The following is a 17,646-nucleotide window of genomic DNA, read 5'->3' as shown; positions in this document are numbered from 1 at the left end:
CATGGCCGATCTGTCCACCACCTGGCTGGGACTCAGGCTGGCTAATCCGCTGGTCCCCTCGGCCTCGCCCCTGAGCCGCGACACGGATCACGCCCTGCGCCTGGAAGACGCCGGCGCCGCCGCCCTGGTGATGTATTCCCTGTTCGAAGAGAAGATCGATCGCGAGGCGGCCCACCTGCAACGCTTCCTGCACGAACAGGAGACCGGTTTCGCCGAGGCCACCGGCTTCCATCCCGTGCCCGATCACTACAAGACCTGCCAGGAGGAATACCTGGAACAGCTCGCCGCCCTCAAGGCGCGGCTGGCCATCCCCGTCATCGCCAGCCTCAACGGCACCTCCCTCGGCGGCTGGATCGAATACGGGCGCATGCTCGAAGAAGCCGGGGCCGACGCCCTGGAACTCAACACCTACCACCTGGCCGCCAATCCCGACGAGGACTGCGCCACCACCGAACAGCGCTACCTGGATCTGCTGCGCGAACTGCGTCGTCACGTGCGGCTGCCCATCAACATGAAGATCTCGCCCTACTTCAGCGCCCTGGCCCACTTCGCCAAGCGGCTGGAGACTGCCGGGGCCAACGGCCTGAGCCTGTTCAACCGCTTCTACCAGCCCGACATCGATCTCGACACCCTCGACGTGGCCCACCGCCTGGAACTCTCCCGGCCGCACGAATCCCTGCTGCGGATCCGCTGGGCCGCCCTGCTGCACGGCAAGGTGAACCTCTCCCTCGGCGTCACCGGCGGCTTCCATACCGGTGCCGACGCCCTCAAGGCCCTGCTCGCCGGGGCCGACGTGGTGCACCTGTGCAGCGTGCTGCTGCAGGAAGGCCCGGCGGCCCTCGCCCGGATCCTCGATTTTCTGCAAACCTGGATGACAGCGCGGGAATACGCCTCCGTGGCGCAGCTCCGCGGCAGCCTCAGCCAGCAGCACGCCATGGATCCGGCCGCCTACGAACGGGCCAACTACGTGGAAGTGCTCGACAGCTACAGCTCGCCACCGGGCGTCTGGCGCTGAGGGACTTGAAACCGGCGACCAGACCCACCACATGAGAACCATCCTCACCCTCATTCTGCTGACCTTTCAGGTGAACGCCATGAGCATGACCCTCACCTCCCCGGCCTTCGAAGACGGCGGCCCCATCCCCGCGCGCTACACCTGCGACGATGCCGATGTCTCCCCGCCCCTGCACTGGTCCGGCCTGCCCGCCGGCACCCGCAGCCTGGCCCTCATCGTCGACGACCCGGACGCCCCCGACCCGGCCGCCCCGAAGATGGTCTGGGTCCACTGGGTGCTCTACAACCTCCCCGCCGACACGCCCGGCCTGCCCGAAGCCATTGATCCCGCCGATCTTCCGCCCGGCACCGGCCAGGGCCTGAACGACTGGCAACGCACCGGCTACGGCGGCCCCTGCCCCCCCATCGGCCGCCACCGCTACTTCTTCAAGCTCTACGCCCTCGACACCCTCCTGCCCGATCTCGGCACCCCCACCAAGGCCGAACTGCGCCAGGCCATGCAAGGACACATCCTCGGCGAAGCCGTGTTGATGGGAACCTACCAACGCCACTGAACCATATCTTGAATCCGACATCGGTCGTCTGTTGTATATCCAACGTCGGATTGCCCGACAGGCTCTTTCGCGTTAACCTTCCTGCTGCCACTCGGCTTCTTTGGAATCCATCGTCCCGGAGACAAGCATGGAAGTCTCAATGCACCACATATCATTTACGGCACAGGTGCGCACACGAATTCATTACACGCTTCTTCTCACCTTTTTCCTGCCATTCCTCACCGCCTGCAATGATGGAAACGCCCTGCCTTCGAATCACACCGAGAGCATGAACATCAAACCACTGCTGCAGAAACTCAACCAGAAAAAGTTCTATTTCCAACACCAGTCGGTCGGCAACAACATCATCAGCGGCATTCGATTGCTCGCCGAAGATACCCACACCCCCGTCAACATCGTGGCGCTCGACACAGATGCCAAGACACTGGACATTCCCCAAAACGGGCTTGCGCATTCCCGCGGCGGGAAGAACCGTTTCCCGTTCACCAAGATCGACAGCTTCGTGACACACATGTCCCGATTCGTGGAAAGCGGCAAACCTGATGTCGCCTTCATGAAATTCTGCTACATCGATTTCGATTCAAATACCGACGTCGACGCACTGTTCCAGAAATATGCCCAAACCGTGGAACAGCTGCAAAACCGGTTCCCTGACATCCGCTTCGTTCACCTGACAGCGCCACTGACCACTCGTCCACCCAGATGGAAAACACTCACAAAAACGCTCTTGGGCAAGAACCCGGTCGCGGATGGTCACAACTTGCAGCGGCATCGCTTCAACCAGCTGATCCGTACACGCTACCCCGCAGATCGAATCTTTGATCTTGCCCGTTATGAGTCCACACGGCCTGACGGCACGCGCATCACCTACGCTTCAGGCGATGCCGAATACCATGCTTTGGTTCCCACTTACACGGAAGACGGAGGCCATCTCAACGAGACAGGCCGGCGCATCATCGCCACGAAATTCATCGAATTCCTCGCCAACCTGCAATGACGAAAATCACACGCCAAAATATCCTCTGACTTACTCACATCCCTTTTCTTGCCCTCTCCATTTCCTCGCAATCCCACCTACCCCCAAAAGGCCTCATCACATCCCGCAAACCGCTCCCACGCACTCTGCTTGCCAGACCGGCCAGGCAATGACTTGCCGACGTGACGAACGCGCGGCATCCTGTGCACATGACGCAAACCCTGCCCACCGATCCCCATGCGATTTTCGAGACACTGGAAAATCGCTCCATCCCGATACTCCTGTATGGAGAACCCGGCAGCGGCAAATCGACATTGATGCAACAACTGGTTGCTTCCGCTGTCGATCGGGGACGATCATGCTGTTGCCTCAGTGCCGATCCGGGCACGCCATTGTTTGGCCTGCCGGGGACGGTTTCTCTTGGAGCATGGCAAGACGGTAAATGGCGCCTGCTGGATAACGAGGCCTTGTGCACCCTCGATGCGGGCCGGTTTCGTTTGCCGCTGATTCTTGCGCTGCAAAAACTGCTTTCCCGCCGCAATGAGGCAAATCTGCTGCTTGTGGACGGACCGGGAGTGGTTCGCGGTGTGGCTGGCCGGGAAATGGTCGAGGCGCTGTGCCAGGTTCTCGATAAACCCCAGATACTGGCCCTGGCTCGCGATCCTGCGGCCATTCCACTGCTTGCCGATCTGCAGGTACATGCCGGGGCGATCTGGCACGTGGCCCCTGCAGCGGCTGCCCGAAGACCCGGCGCACGTGCGCGGGCTCGATCACGTACCGCGATCTGGGATGCCTGGCTTGCCCAGGCCGAAGATCGGGTGTTCAGCCTCGATGCGCTGCCGGTGCTCGGCACTCCTCCGCCCCGCGGCGAGGCTTCGGCCTGGTCAGGCCGGCAGGTCGCGCTGATGGGCGACGAGGGGACACTGACTCTGGGCGAAGTGCGGCATCTCGACGACAGCCGACTGACACTCCGGGTGCCGGCCGTGACCGCACCGGTACGGGCCCTGCTGGTTCGCGATGCCCAACGCCGACCCGATGGCCTCCTCGGCTCCGCCGAGCCCTTCGTCAGCCAGCAGAGGGTGGTGATGACGCCCCTTGTCCCACCCACGGCTCCCCCTGAACCGCTGCCGCTCTTCGGCCGCTGCGGCCCACTCGACTACGCCCTGGTCAATGGCGTCTTCGGCGATCCCTTGCTGCATCTGCGGCTGCGGCATGCCGGCCGCAGCCTGCTGTTCGATCTGGGCGAGACCGGGCGCCTTTCCGCGCGCCTGGCGCACCAGGTGACGGACGTGTTCATCAGTCACGCCCATATGGATCACCTGGCAGGCTTCCAGTGGCTGTTGCGCTCGCGTCTCGGCGACTTTCCGCCCTGCCGTCTGTACGGTCCACCCGGGCTGGCCGATCACATCGCCGGTTTTCTTGCCAGCTTCCTGTGGGACCGCATCGCCGATCGGGGCCCGGTGTTCGAGGTGGCCGAACTGCATGGCGAGACACTGCACCGCTATCGCCTGCAGGCCGGGTTGGGGGTACCACGCCGGCTCGAGGATCGTGCCGCCCCCGATGGCCTGCTGCGGAACGAACCCGGCTTCCGGATCCGCGCCCGGCAACTGGATCACCACACCCCGGTGCTGGCCTTCGCCTTCGAGCCCGGCAAGGAGATCCATGTGCGCAAGGATCGTCTCGCTGCGCGGCGTTTGTCACCCGGCCCATGGCTGGGCGAGCTGAAAACGGCCATCCAGGCAGGGCAAACGGAAACCCTTGTCCGCCTGCCCGACGGCGGCGAAGCCCGCGCTGCCGAGCTGGCGGCGGATCTGCTGCTCATCCAGCCCGGCAAGCGGCTGGTCTATGCCACCGACCTGGCCGACACCCCGGCCAACCGGGCACGGCTCGTCGACTTCGCCCGCCACGCCCACACCCTCTTCTGCGAGGCGCCCTTTCGGCTACGGGACGCCGAAAACGCCCATCGCAACGGCCACCTGACCACGCGGGCCTGCGGTGAAATCGCGGCCGCGGCCGAAGTCGGGCTGCTGGCGCCCTTCCATTTCTCACGCCGCTATCAGCACGATCCGGATAGCGTGATTGCCGAGATTCAGGCGTGCTTTCCCCGTCTGCTTCTGCCCGTCGGGTCCAAGCATCAAGAACAGATATCAGGCTGACTCACTGGCGAAAAGAAAATTGGCGGAGAGCCAAACGGGAACAGGCTCGTCCGGGCCCCGACCGAGAAGGCCGCCTGCTCGCGTGAACGCCGCGGGAGGCCGTTCCGTTGTTTCTGTGCGGAAAGATGGCGCGCCCGAGAGGATTCGAACCTCTGACCTTTGGCTCCGGAGGCCAACGCTCTATCCAGCTGAGCTACGGGCGCGGGGAGGGTTTCCGGTGGGAGAAAACGGCGTGTAGCTTACCTGTCGCGGGCGTCCGCGTCCATAGTCCGGTGGCCGCGGGGCGCCATTCCCGCTATACTTGCGCCGCCCCGGCACGGCCCGGCGGGCGAACCCATCGAACATCAACCCCATCCCGAGGTACGGAACGTGAGCGTAATCACTGCTGGTCATCGGGCTGTGCGCAGCCTTTCCCTCATCCTTCCCCTGCTGGCCATCGCCCCCCTGGCGGCAGCCGGCAGCGACAAGCCGGTGTCCGATCCCATGGTCCAGGCGGCCATCGAGGAGAGCATCAAGCCGGTGGGCCAGGTCAACGTGGGCAGCGTCCCGGCACCGGCCCCGGCGGCCGAAACCGCCGCGGTGGATGGCGAATCGGTCTACAGGGGCACCTGCATGGCCTGCCACGCCACCGGCGCGGCCGGGGCCCCCAAGGTGGGCGACAAGGCGGCCTGGGCGCCGCGCATCAAGCAGGGCATCGACACCCTGCTCAAGCATGCCACCGGCGGCTTCAAGGCCATGCCCCCGCGCGGCGGCAACGCCAGCCTGAGCGACGAGGCCGTCAAGGCCGCCATCGAATACATGGTGAGCAAGAGCCAGTAAGCCGCGCTGCCCTGCACGAAAAAACCGGCCCTTGCGGCCGGTTTTTTCGTTCCGCGCTACTCCGGCGGCAATGGCGCCAGATAGCCGCGCAGGCTCTCGAATTCCTCCGCCGTCGCCGCGCGGTAGCCCGGATAGGCCATCTCCCGCAAGACCCGCCGTCCCTCGGTCTCGTCACCCATGCCGACGAGGACGCGCTGCAGGCGTTCGCGCAGCGCCAGCGGCAGGCGCCGGGCAACCAGCATCGACATGTTCGGAATGGGCCGGCTGCTGCCGATGCTGCGCAGCGGCTGGTGCTGGCGCCGGGCCCTGCCGTACACGTTGACGGAGATCAGCGCCGCCTCGGCGGCATGACCCAGCACGGCGGCATAGGCCGCGTTGTGGGTGGGGAAACTCACGTAGCGCGGCGCGGCGGGGCCGATCAGTCCCGCCGCCTCCAGGGCTTCCTTGCCGATCCGGGTGATCACCGCCGCGGGGCTGGGCGTGGCCACCAGCGCCCCGGCCAGATCCGCCGGTTGACGGTAGGCGCTGTCTGCCCGCACCACGATTTGCGCGGTCAGCGGCTCGACGATGGTGGTGAGCACCTCGTAGCGGCCGCTGTCGATGGCCTCGGGCACGAAGTGGGGCGCGGTCTCGAGCAGATCGTACTGGCCCGCCAGGGTGCGGCGCCGGAAGGCGCGGAAATCGCGGGCCGTCTCCAGCACCACGTCGCGGCCCAGGCGCTGGCGCAGGTATTCGCGCAGGGGCGCGTAGCGACGGAACTTGGTGGTCACGCTCTCCGAGGGCAGCAGCCCGAAGATCAGGGCCGGCTCGGCGGCCGCAGGCTCGCCTGCGGCCAGGAGAAACAACAGCGCAATCAGGCGGCGCAAGCCGGGCCGGTGCCATCGACTGAGGAAGGAAACCAGGGAATCGGGCATATTCAGTATCCGCTTGAAGGTACCTGCAGCAGGGCGACTCCATCGACATAGCGACCGGGCCGACCGGAAGTTGAATGCCCGCCATCCTACTACACCTTTTCCGGGCGATACCTTCAACCGACTTGACGCCTGGCCCCCTATCGAAACCGCCCCGTGGCCAGAAACCGGCACACCGCCTCGGCGGTCTCCTTCACGAACAGCAGGGCATTGTGCCCGTGGGGCAGCTCCAGGCGATCGGTCACCCCGGCGGTGCGGGTGGCGTCCAGCTCCACGGTGCCGTCGTTGGGCTCGGGGAGGCGGCCGGCGGTGAGCACCACGCCGACGCCGAGGCCGCGGGTGCCGGCGATGATCCCGAGATCCCGATCCCCCCGCCAGCGGGGCGCGTCCCCCAGCAGCCCCTGCTGCAGGGAGGCGCCCAGCAAGGGCCGCAGCCAGGGATGGCGGGCCAGTTCGCGGGCCGCCGCGCTGCCGCGCACCGGGGTGCCGATCAGCACCACCCGGCCCGGCTTCTGCTCGGGAAAGGCGTCGAACAGGTGCAGCACCACGATGCCGCCGAGGCTGTGGGCGACGAGGTGGATCACCGGCGCGTCGATGCGCCGCAGGAAGGCATTGAGCGCCCGGGCGTTCTCGCGCGGCGTGCGACGCACGGAGGGATAGCGGAACTGCACCACCCGGTAGCCGCAGTCGCGCACCCGGTGACGCAGCACGCTCATCTCGGCGCCGGTCATCCACACGCCGTGGACGAAGACCACGGTCTCGGCGGGCGGGGAAGACCTGCGCCCGGATTCCGTTTCCATCGCTAATGGCATCGCATTCTCCGCTGGCGACGTGGGCGGCGCGCTGCGGCGCAAGCGCAACTATGTCCCGCGCAGGCGTTTCTTCAGGCATTTCTCGAGTGCGCGACCGGCGGCGGTGAAGCCGAAGGTGGCGGTCACGGCCACGGAAGTGCCGTAACCGAAGCGGCAGTCCAGCGAGACGCCGTGGATGCCCGGCTTGTGATGGCTCACCCCGCCGTCGGGCGTGGGATACAGGGGCTGCTGGCTGGAGAACACGCATTCCACGCCGAAGCTGCGCCGGGGGTTGCGCGTGAAGCCGTAACGGTCGCGCAGCCGCGCGCGCACCTTCGAGGCCAGGGGATCGTGATGGGTGCGGCTCAGATCGGCCACCTGGACGCGCGCCGGATCGGTCAGGCCACCGGCGCCGCCGGTGGTGATCACGGGAATGCGGTTGCGCCTGCAATGGTGGATCAGCGCGGCCTTGAACTTGATGCTGTCGATGGCGTCGATGACGTAGTCGTAGCCGCGGCCGAGGATGGCCTCGAGGTTGTCCATGTTGAGGTAGTCGTCGATCACGCTCACCTCGGCCGCGGGGTTGATTTGCGCAACGCGCTCGGCCATCACCGACGTCTTCTTGCGACCCAGGGTCTCGGTGAGGGCGTGGATCTGACGGTTGACGTTGCCGGCCTCGATGGTGTCGTAGTCCACCAGGGTCAGGCGCCCGACGGACGAACGGGCCAGCGCCTCCACCGCCCAGGAACCCACGCCGCCGATTCCGATCACCGCGAAGTGCAGCTGTGGCAGCAGGGCGAAGGCCCGCTCGCCGTAGAGGCGGCGCAGGCCGGCGAAGCGATCTGTCCGGGCGGGTTCGTTCATTCCGTTTCCCCCTCACCCCGACCCTCTCCCCCGCAAGCGGGGGAGAGGGAGCCCTGCGCCCGGGCCGCCCGGAAAACCCAAACCGTGGGTCCCCACCCCCCCCGGGGAGAGGGACAGGGTGAGGGGGAAACCCGAGCCATCACGACCATCCCATCACCGCGTCCAGATTGGCCGTGGTGGCCGCGGCCAGGGTCTCGGCGTCTTCCTCGCGTACCGCGGCCAGGGCGGCGAGGATTTCCGGCAGGTATTCGGGGCTGTTGCGCTCGCCGCGGTGGGCGGCGGGGCTCATGTCGGGGGCGTCGGTCTCGAGCACGATGTCCTCGAGGGGCAGGCGGCGGGCCAGGTCGTGGATGTGGCGGGCGTTGTCGAAGGTCAGGGTGCCACCGAAGCCGAGCCGGAAGCCCAGTTCGCGGTAACGGGCGGCCTGTTGCAGGGAGCCGTTGAAGGCGTGCGCGATGCCGCCGGGCGGACGGATCCGCCGCAGCAGGCCCAGCATCTCCTCGTGGGCCTTGCGCACGTGCAGGATCACCGGCAGATCCGCATCCCGGGCGATGGCCAGTTGCGCCTCGCACAGGCCCAGCTGGGCCACGCGATCCGCGCCGCGCACCTGGAAGTCCAGCCCGATCTCGCCCACCGCCACCACCTCCGGGTGGGCAGCCAGTTCCCGCTCCAGGGCACCGGTGTCGGTCTCTTCGTGCTCCTCGAGAAACACCGGGTGCAGGCCCAGGGCCGGCCGCAGCATGGCGTCCCCGGCACAGATGGCCAGCAGCCGTGGCCAGGTGGCGCGGCTGACGCCGGGCACGAGGATCCGTCCGATGCCGAGCGCGCGGCAGCGTGCGAGCACCGCCGCGCGATCGGCGTCGAACTCGGGAAAGTCGATGTGGCAGTGGGCGTCGGCGAGGGCCATGGGCCGAGTATATCAATCCCGGCCCCGGCGCCGATCACTCACCGGCGGGCTTCTTCTTCGGCTTGTGCGGCCGGGTCTTGCCGTAGCTGCCCCGGAAGAGCTTGCCCCGGAACGAGCGGCGATCGCCTTTTCCCATCGTCGTGTCTCCTCTGGTTATGCCGGTACGTGAATGAGTTCGGGCCAGAAGGTCTTCTCCGGCTCCTTCGCTTCAAGTTCCTCGGCCTTCTTCTTCGCCTCGCCGTAGGTCAGCTCCTCGTCGAAGTGCCCCTTCTCGAAGCCATACTTCCGCTTCCAGGCCACGCGATAACCCTTGTCGGCAGCCCGGCGCAGCAGGGGGTCGGCCTTGGGCTTGAACGAAACGGTCATGTCGGTATCCTCCTTTGTCGCAAGAATCGTGAGATTTTTCCGCAAGGCGGCATACGCGGCGGCTTATATAAAGCGCCACACGCCGTTTTTCAAGCCGCCTGGCTGTCAGCGATAGCGAATGCTATGGTCACAAGGAACCGCCGCCGGAGCCGACCGTGCGCCATGTCCTCTTCTGCCTGTTTCCGATTGCCGTGCTGGCGGCCTGCCAGACACCCGCCCACGTGGACCGCTGGCAGCGGATCGATGCGCCGGCACTGGTTTTCACCGGCGTGGCGCTGCCCGATTCCGCGCTCGATCCGGGCTGGCCGGAGGTCTGCCGGGAAGCGGCGAAGGAGATCACCGCGCAACTGCGCAGGCGCCTGCCGGCACGCATTCATCCCGTGCGGCTAGCGGCTGCACCAACGCCGGCCGGCAAGCCGGCCACGCTGACCGTGCGCATCGAACGTTGTGCCCTCGACGTGGATCAATGGGGTGACAGCTTCGATTTCTTCCTTGATCTGGATCTGCGCTTGCAGCTCAACCCAGGACGCCGGAAACCGGTGGCGTGGCGCATCCGTACGGCCGAGCGTGCCCGCAGCGACACGCCCAGCCCCGCCTGGATCTTCACCTTTGCCGATCCGGTGCGCCGGATCCTGTCCCGCTTCGCAGCCGGTCGGGTGGCCGTCCCGGGCGCGGCGCAGCGTGATTGACAAGGCCTGCGGATCCACGGATATTCCCCACCCATTCGCACAACCGCCGGAGCCGAACCCATGACCCACTGCAAGCTTTTCCTGCACCGCATCCCCGCCCTCCTCGCCCTGGCCCTCCTGCTGGCCGCGGCGCCGGTCGAGGCCCGACACTTCAAGGTCTATGGCTATGGCACCCTCGATCCCGGCGAGTGGGAAATGGTCTACTGGACCGATTACGTCGCCCGTGCCGATACCACCATGAACTATTTCGGCAAGACGGGCGTGGATCGCGAAGGCCTGTGGGCGCACACCCTGGAGATGGAAGTAGGGATCACCGAGCGGTTCATGGTGGCCGCCTACGTGGATTTCGAACAGCCCTCAGGCGAAGCCTTCAAGTACGTCCAGAGCCGGATCGTCGCTGCCCGTTACCGTTTCGGCGAACCCGGCGAACACTTCTTCGACACGGCCATCTACATGGAATACTACCTGCCCCGGCCCGACTATCAGAACGATCCCAAGGAAAAGCTGGAAGCCCGGCTCATCCTCGAACGGCCGATTGGCAAGGGTGCGCTGCGCATCAACACCATCTTCGAGAAGGTCACCAGTGGACCGAAGATCGATGAAGGCGTGGAGGTCGAATACGGGATCAGCTACTACGCCCCCTGGAACGGGCGCCTGAGCCTGGGCCTGGAATACTACGGCGGCCTGGGCGAGCTGGCCGCCGTCACGCCCGGCGCCCAGAAGCACTACCTGGTGCCCGCCCTCACCTGGAAGTTCACCGACCACCTCAAGTGGAATGTCGGCATCGCCGCCGGCCTCACCGACGCCAGCGACGACGTGGTGATCAAGAGCCTGCTGGAGTGGGAGCTGTAGGCAAACGCAGAAAGGGACACCCCACCCTGTTTCGCCTAACTGGCTGTTGAAAAAGCCCATCCACGGGCTTTTTCAACAACCTGCCAACGCCTATTTGAGCTTGGCGAACGCCGCCGCCATGGCGGTTCCGGCAGGCCGTCCGGACTGGCGGCGTTTCTGCGCTCGCGGCTTGCCGGCCGGTTTCTTCGCCTTGCCCTGCGGACGTTCGGCTTTTTCGTCCAGGCGCATGCTCAGGGCGATGCGCTTGCGCTCGGCGTCCACCTCCAGCACCTTCACCTGCACCACGTCGCCGGCCTTGACCACTTCGCGGGGATCCTTGACGAAACGATCCGAGAGTTTGGAGATGTGCACCAGACCGTCCTGGTGCACGCCGATGTCGACGAAGGCGCCGAAGTTGGTGACGTTGGTGATCACCCCTTCGAGCTGCATGCCCGGTTCGAGATCGGCGAGGGTCTCGACGCCCTCGCGGAAGCGGGCGGTGCGGAACTCGGGGCGGGGATCGCGGCCCGGCTTTTCCAGTTCACGCAGGATGTCGCGCACGGTGGGCTCACCGAAGGTCGCGTCGGTGAAGTCGTTGGCGGCGAGGCTGCGCAGCAGCCGGCTGTCGCCGATCAGCTCGCGAATGTCGCGGCCGGTGTGTTCGAGGATGCGCTCCACCACCGGATAGGCTTCCGGGTGCACCGCCGAAGCGTCGAGCGGGTTGGCGCCCTGCATGATCCGCAGGAAGCCCGCGGCCTGTTCGAAGGCCCGGGGACCGAGGCGCGGCACCTTGAGCAGATCGCGGCGTTCGGCGAAGGCGCCGTGCGCCTCGCGAAAGCGCACGATGTTCTCCGCCAGCGTGGGCGAGAGGCCAGCCACCCGTGACAGCAGCGGCGCCGAAGCGGTGTTGACCTCCACGCCCACGGCGTTCACGCAGTCTTCCACCACCGCATCGAGCTTGCGCGCGAGCTTGTGGGCATTCACGTCGTGCTGATACTGGCCGACGCCGATGGCTTTCGGCTCGATCTTCACCAGCTCGGCCAGCGGATCCTGCAGACGCCGGGCGATGGACACGGCGCCGCGGAAGGACACGTCGAGATCCGGAAACTCCTTCGCCGCCAGTGCCGAGGCCGAATAGACCGAGGCGCCGGCCTCGCTCACCACCAGCGAGGTGAGACGCAGCTCCGGATGGCGGCGGATCAGATCCTGCACCAGCCGATCGGTTTCGCGGGAGGCGGTGCCGTTGCCGATGCTGACCAGTTCCACCCGATGCCGGCGTGCCAGTTGCGCCAGGGTTTCGATGCTCTCGTCCCAGCGCTTCTTCGGCGCATGGGGGTAGATGACGGCGGTGTCCAGCAGCTTGCCGGTGGCGTCGATCACCACCACCTTGACGCCGGTGCGCAGGCCGGGGTCGAGCCCCATGACCGGCCGCGGCCCGGCCGGCGCGGCCAGCAGCAGATCGCGCAGGTTCTCGCCGAAGACGCGGATGGCCTCTTCCTCGGCGCGCTCGCGCAGGCGCAGGTTGAGATCGGTCTCGAGCTGCATGGCCACCTTCACCCGCCAGGCCCAGCGCACGGCGGCGGCCAGCCAGGCGTCGGCGGCGCGGCCTTCGTTGCGGATCCCGAAATGGGCGGCGATGGCCCGGTCACAGACGCCCATGGCATTGGCGTCTTCGAGATCGTCCTGCCCCGGCAGATGCAGGCCCAGGCGCAGCACGCCCTCGGCGCGGCCGCGGAACAGCGCCAGGGCGCGGTGGGAGGGAATGTTCCTGATGGGCTCGCGATAGTCGAAGTAGTCGGCGAACTTGGCCCCTTCGCCCGCCTGCCCCTCGATCACCTTCGCGGTCAGCTCGGCTTCCTCCCACAGGCGCTCGCGCAGCGCGCCCACCAGATCGGCGGCCTCGGCCACCCGCTCCATGAAGATCTGGCGCGCGCCTTCGAGCACCGCGCCCGCGTCGGCGAAGCCGGCCTCGGCGTCGATGAAAGCGGCGGCGGCCGCCTCCGGTTCCTGCGCCGGTTCGTCCAGCAGGGCATCGAGCAGCGGCTCGATGCCGGCTTCGCGGGCGATCTGCGCCCGGGTTCTGCGCTTCGGCTTGAAGGGCGCGTAGAGATCCTCCAGCCGGGTCTTGGTTTCGGCGGCCGCGATGGCCTCGCGCAGGGCGTCATCCAGCCTGCCCTGCTCCTCGATGCTGCGCAGGACCACCTCGCGGCGCTCTTCCAGCTCGCGCAGGTAGGCCAGGCGCTCCTCGAGGTGGCGCAACTGGGTGTCGTCGAGGCCGCCGGTGGCCTCCTTGCGGTAACGGGCGATGAAGGGCACGGTGGCGCCACCGTCGAGCAGTTCCACGGCGGCCGTGATCTGGGCGGGCCCGGCGTTCAGCTCGCCGGCCAGGGTTTCGATGATGTCCATGGGATGCTTTCGTGGGAAGATGGGAGCGGGGAGTGTAGCAACCCGCCCGCCTGGCGGGGAGACTTGTCTTTTGCGACGGATTGGGGAAGCCGGCACGGCATGGACTTCGACACGGACATTCTGGTGGTGGGCGCGGGCATCCAGGGCGCGGGCGTGGCCCAGGCGGCCGCCGCAGCCGGCTATCGGGTCACCGTGCTGGAACGCACCGCCGTGGCCGCCGGCACCTCCAGCCGCTCCAGCAAGCTGATCCACGGCGGCCTGCGCTACCTGGAAACCGGCCAGTTCGGCCTGGTGCGCAAGGCCCTGGCCGAACGGGACCGGCTGGTGGCCAACGCCCCGGGGCTGGTGCACTGGCTCGACTTCCACATTCCGGTGTATCGCGACACCTCACGCCGGCCGTGGCAGATCCGCCTGGGCCTGAGCCTCTATGCCCTGCTCGGCGGACTGCGCCCCGGCAACCGTTTCCGCACCCTGCCCCGCGACGCCTGGCCCCAACTGCCCATCCGCCGCGACGACCTGCAGACGGTCTTCGTCTATCGCGACGCCCAGACCGACGACCGGGCCCTGACCCGCGCGGTGATGGCCAACGCCTGCCGCCTCGGCGCCACCCTGCGCTGCCCGGCCCGGCTGCTGCACGCCGAACGCACCGCGGCAGGGATCCGGGCACGCCTCGGCGAAGACGGGGGCGAGACGACCCTGCATGCCCGGGTGCTGGTCAATGCCGCCGGGCCGTGGGTGAACCGGGTGCTGGAGACGATTGCCCCGCGCGCCGGGGCCCTGGAAATCGATCTGGTCCAGGGCGCGCACATCCTGCTCGACGCGCCGGCGCCGCCCGGCGCCATCTACGTGGAAGCGCCCGAGGATCGGCGCGCCGTGTTCCTGCTGCCCTGGCATGAACATACGCTGGTCGGCACCACCGAAACCGCCTTCCACGGCAACCCGGACGAAGTGGCTCCCCTGCCGGAAGAGATCGACTACCTGCTGGCCGTGTACCGCCACTACGTGCCGGGCCCGACGCCGGCGATCCATGACGCCTTCGCCGGCCTGCGGGTGCTGCCTCGGCAGGAAGGCAGCTTCTTCGCCCGCCCCCGCGACACCCTCCTGCACCCCGGACCGGAACGGGTGCTCAGCCTCTACGGCGGCAAGCTCACCGGCTACCGGGCCACCGCCGAAGACGTGCTGGAACGGATCCGCCCCTGGCTGCCCCCGCGAACCCCGGTGGCCGATACACGAACGTTATCGCTTGGGGAGACAACGTAAGGGCGCGGCGCGAGCCGCGATCATGACAGGGACGAGCTACAAGAGTAGGGATTCCTGACTTCGATTTCCTTCTCACTTGTCCCTCGGCCTGTTCATCGCGGCGAGGGCGCCGCTCCTGCGCAAGGAACCCGGCCCGTTGCGTCAGGCCCTGCCCACGTTGGTGTCGAAAGGCGTGTGATAGTAGGTGCTCTCCTCGGCGGAGTAGCGCAGTTCTTCCAGCAACAGCTTGTAGCGCTGTTCGGCGGTGGCGATGTCGGCGCAGTCCTCGCAGGCGGGATCGCCGCAGGGCTGGCGGGTGTAGAGCCAGAAGTGGACGGCGCCGGCCAGAAGGGCCGAGCCGATCTCCCAGGGATCGGCTTCCGGGTGTTCGGCCATCAGGCGATTGCCCAGATCCACGGCGGCATCGGCCACCTCGTCGAACAGCGTTTCGGGTTGTTCCGTGTCGCTCATGGTGGTCTCCAGACAGGTTGGGCTATATTGGGATCATACACCGCTTCGGCAAGGAGCAAGCGATGCCGCAACCGCGTGGAATCCTCTTCGACATGGACGGCGTGCTCTACGTGGGCGAACAGGCCGTGCCCGGCGCCGCGGCAACCCTGGCCTGGTGCCGGGCGCAGGGGATCCCGTTCCTGTTCCTGACCAACACCTCCTCACGGCCGCGCACGGCGCTGGTGGCAAAGCTGGCGCGACTGGGCATCCCGGCGCAGGAGGACGAGCTCCTCACCCCGCCGGTGGCCGCCCGGGCCTGGCTGGCCGAGCACGTGGACGGCCCGGCTGCCCTGTTCGTGCCGGAAGCGACGACCCGCGAATTCCGGGATCTGCCCGTGGCGGGGCGCGACGCGGCCACGGCCGCCGCCGTGGTAGTGGGCGATCTGGGCGAGGGCTGGGACCATGCCACCCTCAATGCCGCCTTCCGCCTGCTGATGACCGAACCCCCGGCCACGCTGGTGGCCCTGGGGCTCACCCGTTACTGGCAGGCGCCCGACGGCCTGCGCCTCGACGTGGGGCCGTACGTGAAAGCGCTCGAGTATGCCGCCAGCTGCGAGGCCGTGGTGCTGGGCAAGCCGGCGGCGCCGTTCTTCCGCGCGGCGCTGGATGCCCTCGGCCTGCCCGCCGCATCGGTGATCATGATCGGCGACGACATTCGCGGCGACGTGGCGGCGGCCCAGGCCGTGGGGATCCGGGGCCTCCTGGTGCGCACCGGCAAGTTCCGCCCCGCCGATCTCGAAGGCGACATCCGGCCCGATGCGGTGCTCGATTCCATCGCCGCGCTGCCGACCTGGTGGCAGAAGAATGCCTGACGCCGCGCCAGCGGCTTTCTGCTACGCTCGAGCCACAAGAACCGGGACAGGGAGGAAGGACACATGGCCCGCAACATCGTGATCTGTTCGGACGGCACGGGCAACACGGCCAACAAGAACCGCGGCACCAACGTCTTCAAGCTGTTCGAGATGGTGGATCTGCACGATCCCGAGCGGGAGCAGATCACCTTCTACGACGACGGCGTGGGCACGGCCGCCTTCAAGCCCCTGGCCCTCCTGGGCGGCGCCTTCGGCTGGGGGCTGAGCCGCAACGTGCGGCATCTCTACGCCTCGCTGGCCCGGGTCTACCGGCCCGGCGATCATATCTATCTGTTTGGCTTCAGCCGCGGCGCCTTCACGGTGCGCACCCTGGCCGGCCTCATCACGCGCATCGGCATCATCGACGCGGCGCGCGCGCAGAACGAGGCGGAACTGCGCAAACGGGTGCGCGAAGCCTGGCGCGCCTACCGGCACGACAATCACGCCTGGCTGGAACGGCTGCTGGGCTTCTGGCATCGCCGGCCGGACATCGATGCCTTCGCCCGCGAACACTGCCATGACCTCACGCACGATCTGCCCGCCGCCGGCCGCGGTCACGGCAAGGCGCGGATCCGTTTCATCGGCGTGTGGGACACGGTGAGCGCGGTGGGCTTTCCCGTCCTCTGGGTGGCCGATGCGATCAATTGCCTGATCTACCGTTACAAGTTCCCCAACTATCGGCTCAGTCCCTGCGTGGAGCGGGCCGCCCAGGCCCTGTCGCTGGACGACGAGCGCAAGACCTTCCACCCGCGCCTGTGGGACGAGTCACGGGAAGGCGAGCTGGCCGGACGCATCCAGCAGGTGTGGTTCGCCGGCGTGCATTCCAACGTGGGCGGCGGTTATCCCAAGCAGGGCATGTCGCTGGTGGCCCTGGAATGGATGATCCGCCAGGCGGAGGCGGCGGCCCCCGATCCGGCCGAGCGCCTGCGCCTGGTGGCCGCGGACAGGGCGTGGCTGCGGGAGCACCGCAACGTGCACGACAAGCTGTACGATTCCCGGGCGGGCCTTGCCGTCTATTACCGCTACGCGCCGCGTGACGTGCACTTCCTGTGCCGTCACATCCGCCGCCCCTGCGCCTTGCCGCCCTGGAAGCACTGGCCCAACGCGACCACCACACCGAAGATCCACGCCAGCGTGGTGCGGCGCATCCTGCTGGCCACCGACGGCTACGCCCCCGGCAACCTGCCGGCGGACATGATCCTGGTGGACACCGAACACGAAGCCTGCCGCTGGACGAACTTCGTCGAGGACTACCGGGCCTCCCTGGGCCCCGGCGAGAACAGCCTGCTCGACCGCGCCCGCGGCCTCGTTCGGCTGCGCCAGGCGGCCGGCTGGGCATTCATGATCCTCAGCCTGCTGCTCATCGCGCGCTCCCTGCCGGCGGATCTGTGGCAACGCGGGCCCCTTTCGATCGCCGGCTACTTCGTCGGCAGCGAGTTCGTGGCCAACCTGTTCCAGCGCCGCTTCGCCTGGCTGTATGCCGCCCTGGCCGGCACCTTCGCCCTCACCCTGTGGCTGCGGCTGCACATTCGCCAGCGCTGGTCGGAAGCCTGGCACCGGCTGCGCGGGGAGCATTTGGCCCGGCCCGCCCCTCACCCCGACCCTCTCCCTCCGGGAGAGGGAGCCCTCCGTTCAGGCCGTGATCCGTAGGAGCGGCGCAAGCCGCGATGAATCCCGCCAATTTGACCGGCCCCCCCCTCACCCCGACCCTCTCCCGGCGGGAGAGGGAGCCCTCCGTTCGGGGCGTGATCCGTAGGCGCGG

Annotated in this window: 18 protein-coding genes and 1 tRNA gene; 10 read left to right on the top strand and 9 right to left on the bottom strand. The window is 67.6% G+C overall.

The genetic code is table 11. The features are described 5' to 3' along the window. Window position 1: 1 nt before the first annotated feature. The 4 genes from ACZ5BH_RS06850 to ACZ5BH_RS06835 all read left to right on the top strand — a co-directional run bounded on the left by ACZ5BH_RS06850 (window position 2) and on the right by ACZ5BH_RS06835 (window position 4,700). A complete protein-coding gene (locus tag ACZ5BH_RS06850) occupies window positions 2-1,015 on the top strand; it encodes a dihydroorotate dehydrogenase-like protein (protein ID WP_464891169.1) in 1,014 nt (337 codons plus the stop codon). Window positions 1,016-1,094: 79 nt separating this feature from the next. After that, complete coding sequence (locus ACZ5BH_RS06845) at window positions 1,095-1,568, top strand: YbhB/YbcL family Raf kinase inhibitor-like protein (protein WP_464891203.1); 474 nt, start codon at window positions 1,095-1,097, stop codon at window positions 1,566-1,568. Between the two features lie 127 nt (window positions 1,569-1,695). Then, a complete protein-coding gene (locus tag ACZ5BH_RS06840; RefSeq protein ID WP_464891168.1) occupies window positions 1,696-2,565 on the top strand; it encodes a hypothetical protein in 870 nt (289 codons plus the stop codon). Window positions 2,566-2,753: 188 nt separating this feature from the next. Further along, complete coding sequence (locus ACZ5BH_RS06835) at window positions 2,754-4,700, top strand: Clp1/GlmU family protein (protein WP_464891167.1); 1,947 nt, start codon at window positions 2,754-2,756, stop codon at window positions 4,698-4,700. Window positions 4,701-4,826: 126 nt separating this feature from the next. Here the strand turns inward: ACZ5BH_RS06835 and ACZ5BH_RS06830 are convergent. After that, window positions 4,827-4,903 (bottom strand) — tRNA-Arg (locus tag ACZ5BH_RS06830). Between the two features lie 166 nt (window positions 4,904-5,069). Between ACZ5BH_RS06830 and ACZ5BH_RS06825 the strand changes: the two genes are divergently transcribed. After that, a complete protein-coding gene (locus ACZ5BH_RS06825) occupies window positions 5,070-5,519 on the top strand; it encodes a c-type cytochrome (protein ID WP_464891166.1) in 450 nt (149 codons plus the stop codon). A 56-nt stretch (window positions 5,520-5,575) separates the two neighbouring features. Here the strand turns inward: ACZ5BH_RS06825 and ACZ5BH_RS06820 are convergent, their stop codons facing one another. From ACZ5BH_RS06820 to ACZ5BH_RS06795, 6 genes are all read right to left on the bottom strand, one after another. Next, window positions 5,576-6,433, bottom strand: a complete 858-nt coding sequence (locus ACZ5BH_RS06820) for a phosphate/phosphite/phosphonate ABC transporter substrate-binding protein (RefSeq protein ID WP_464891165.1) — start codon at window positions 6,431-6,433, stop codon at window positions 5,576-5,578. A 137-nt stretch (window positions 6,434-6,570) separates the two neighbouring features. Then, complete coding sequence (locus tag ACZ5BH_RS06815) at window positions 6,571-7,230, bottom strand: esterase/lipase family protein (RefSeq protein ID WP_464891164.1); 660 nt, start codon at window positions 7,228-7,230, stop codon at window positions 6,571-6,573. 60 nt (window positions 7,231-7,290) lie between these two features. Further along, entirely contained in the window at window positions 7,291-8,085 is a 795-nt protein-coding gene (gene tcdA, locus ACZ5BH_RS06810; protein WP_464891163.1) for a tRNA cyclic N6-threonylcarbamoyladenosine(37) synthase TcdA, read from the bottom strand. A 139-nt stretch (window positions 8,086-8,224) separates the two neighbouring features. After that, window positions 8,225-8,992 carry a TatD family hydrolase gene (locus ACZ5BH_RS06805; protein ID WP_464891162.1) on the bottom strand — a complete coding sequence of 256 codons (768 nt, stop codon included), beginning with the start codon at window positions 8,990-8,992 and terminating at the stop codon, window positions 8,225-8,227. 34 nt (window positions 8,993-9,026) lie between these two features. Then, window positions 9,027-9,128 carry a 30S ribosomal protein THX gene (locus ACZ5BH_RS06800; RefSeq protein ID WP_464891161.1) on the bottom strand — a complete coding sequence of 34 codons (102 nt, stop codon included), beginning with the start codon at window positions 9,126-9,128 and terminating at the stop codon, window positions 9,027-9,029. Between the two features lie 17 nt (window positions 9,129-9,145). Continuing rightward, window positions 9,146-9,358 (bottom strand): hypothetical protein, encoded by a 213-nt coding sequence (locus ACZ5BH_RS06795; RefSeq protein WP_464891160.1) that lies wholly within the window; start codon window positions 9,356-9,358, stop codon window positions 9,146-9,148. Between the two features lie 155 nt (window positions 9,359-9,513). Here ACZ5BH_RS06795 and ACZ5BH_RS06790 point away from each other — a divergent pair, with 155 nt between their 5' ends. Together ACZ5BH_RS06790 and ACZ5BH_RS06785 are read left to right on the top strand one after the other, a co-directional pair. Beyond that, window positions 9,514-10,047, top strand: a complete 534-nt coding sequence (locus ACZ5BH_RS06790) for a hypothetical protein (protein WP_464891159.1) — start codon at window positions 9,514-9,516, stop codon at window positions 10,045-10,047. Between the two features lie 60 nt (window positions 10,048-10,107). Beyond that, window positions 10,108-10,899, top strand: coding sequence for a hypothetical protein (locus ACZ5BH_RS06785; RefSeq protein WP_464891158.1), 792 nt, complete (start codon window positions 10,108-10,110; stop codon window positions 10,897-10,899). A 90-nt stretch (window positions 10,900-10,989) separates the two neighbouring features. On the opposite strand, the gene ACZ5BH_RS06780 is transcribed toward ACZ5BH_RS06785, so the two are convergent. Continuing rightward, on the bottom strand, window positions 10,990-13,284 hold the full coding sequence (locus ACZ5BH_RS06780) for a Tex family protein (protein ID WP_464891157.1): 2,295 nt from the start codon (window positions 13,282-13,284) through the stop codon (window positions 10,990-10,992). A 99-nt stretch (window positions 13,285-13,383) separates the two neighbouring features. Here ACZ5BH_RS06780 and ACZ5BH_RS06775 point away from each other — a divergent pair, with 99 nt between their 5' ends. Beyond that, window positions 13,384-14,544 (top strand): glycerol-3-phosphate dehydrogenase/oxidase, encoded by a 1,161-nt coding sequence (locus ACZ5BH_RS06775; RefSeq protein ID WP_464891156.1) that lies wholly within the window; start codon window positions 13,384-13,386, stop codon window positions 14,542-14,544. Window positions 14,545-14,685: 141 nt separating this feature from the next. Here the strand turns inward: ACZ5BH_RS06775 and ACZ5BH_RS06770 are convergent, their stop codons facing one another. Continuing rightward, window positions 14,686-14,994, bottom strand: a complete 309-nt coding sequence (locus tag ACZ5BH_RS06770) for a hypothetical protein (RefSeq protein WP_464891155.1) — start codon at window positions 14,992-14,994, stop codon at window positions 14,686-14,688. Between the two features lie 62 nt (window positions 14,995-15,056). Here ACZ5BH_RS06770 and ACZ5BH_RS06765 point away from each other — a divergent pair, with 62 nt between their 5' ends. Further along, complete coding sequence (locus tag ACZ5BH_RS06765) at window positions 15,057-15,845, top strand: TIGR01458 family HAD-type hydrolase (RefSeq protein WP_464891154.1); 789 nt, start codon at window positions 15,057-15,059, stop codon at window positions 15,843-15,845. A 63-nt stretch (window positions 15,846-15,908) separates the two neighbouring features. Continuing rightward, window positions 15,909-17,534 (top strand): DUF2235 domain-containing protein, encoded by a 1,626-nt coding sequence (locus ACZ5BH_RS06760; RefSeq protein ID WP_464891153.1) that lies wholly within the window; start codon window positions 15,909-15,911, stop codon window positions 17,532-17,534. The last annotated feature ends 112 nt before the right edge of the window (window positions 17,535-17,646 follow it).

It is taken from the genome of Thioprofundum lithotrophicum, assembly GCF_055387065.1.
This window is presented reverse-complemented; position numbering and strand designations above follow the sequence as displayed.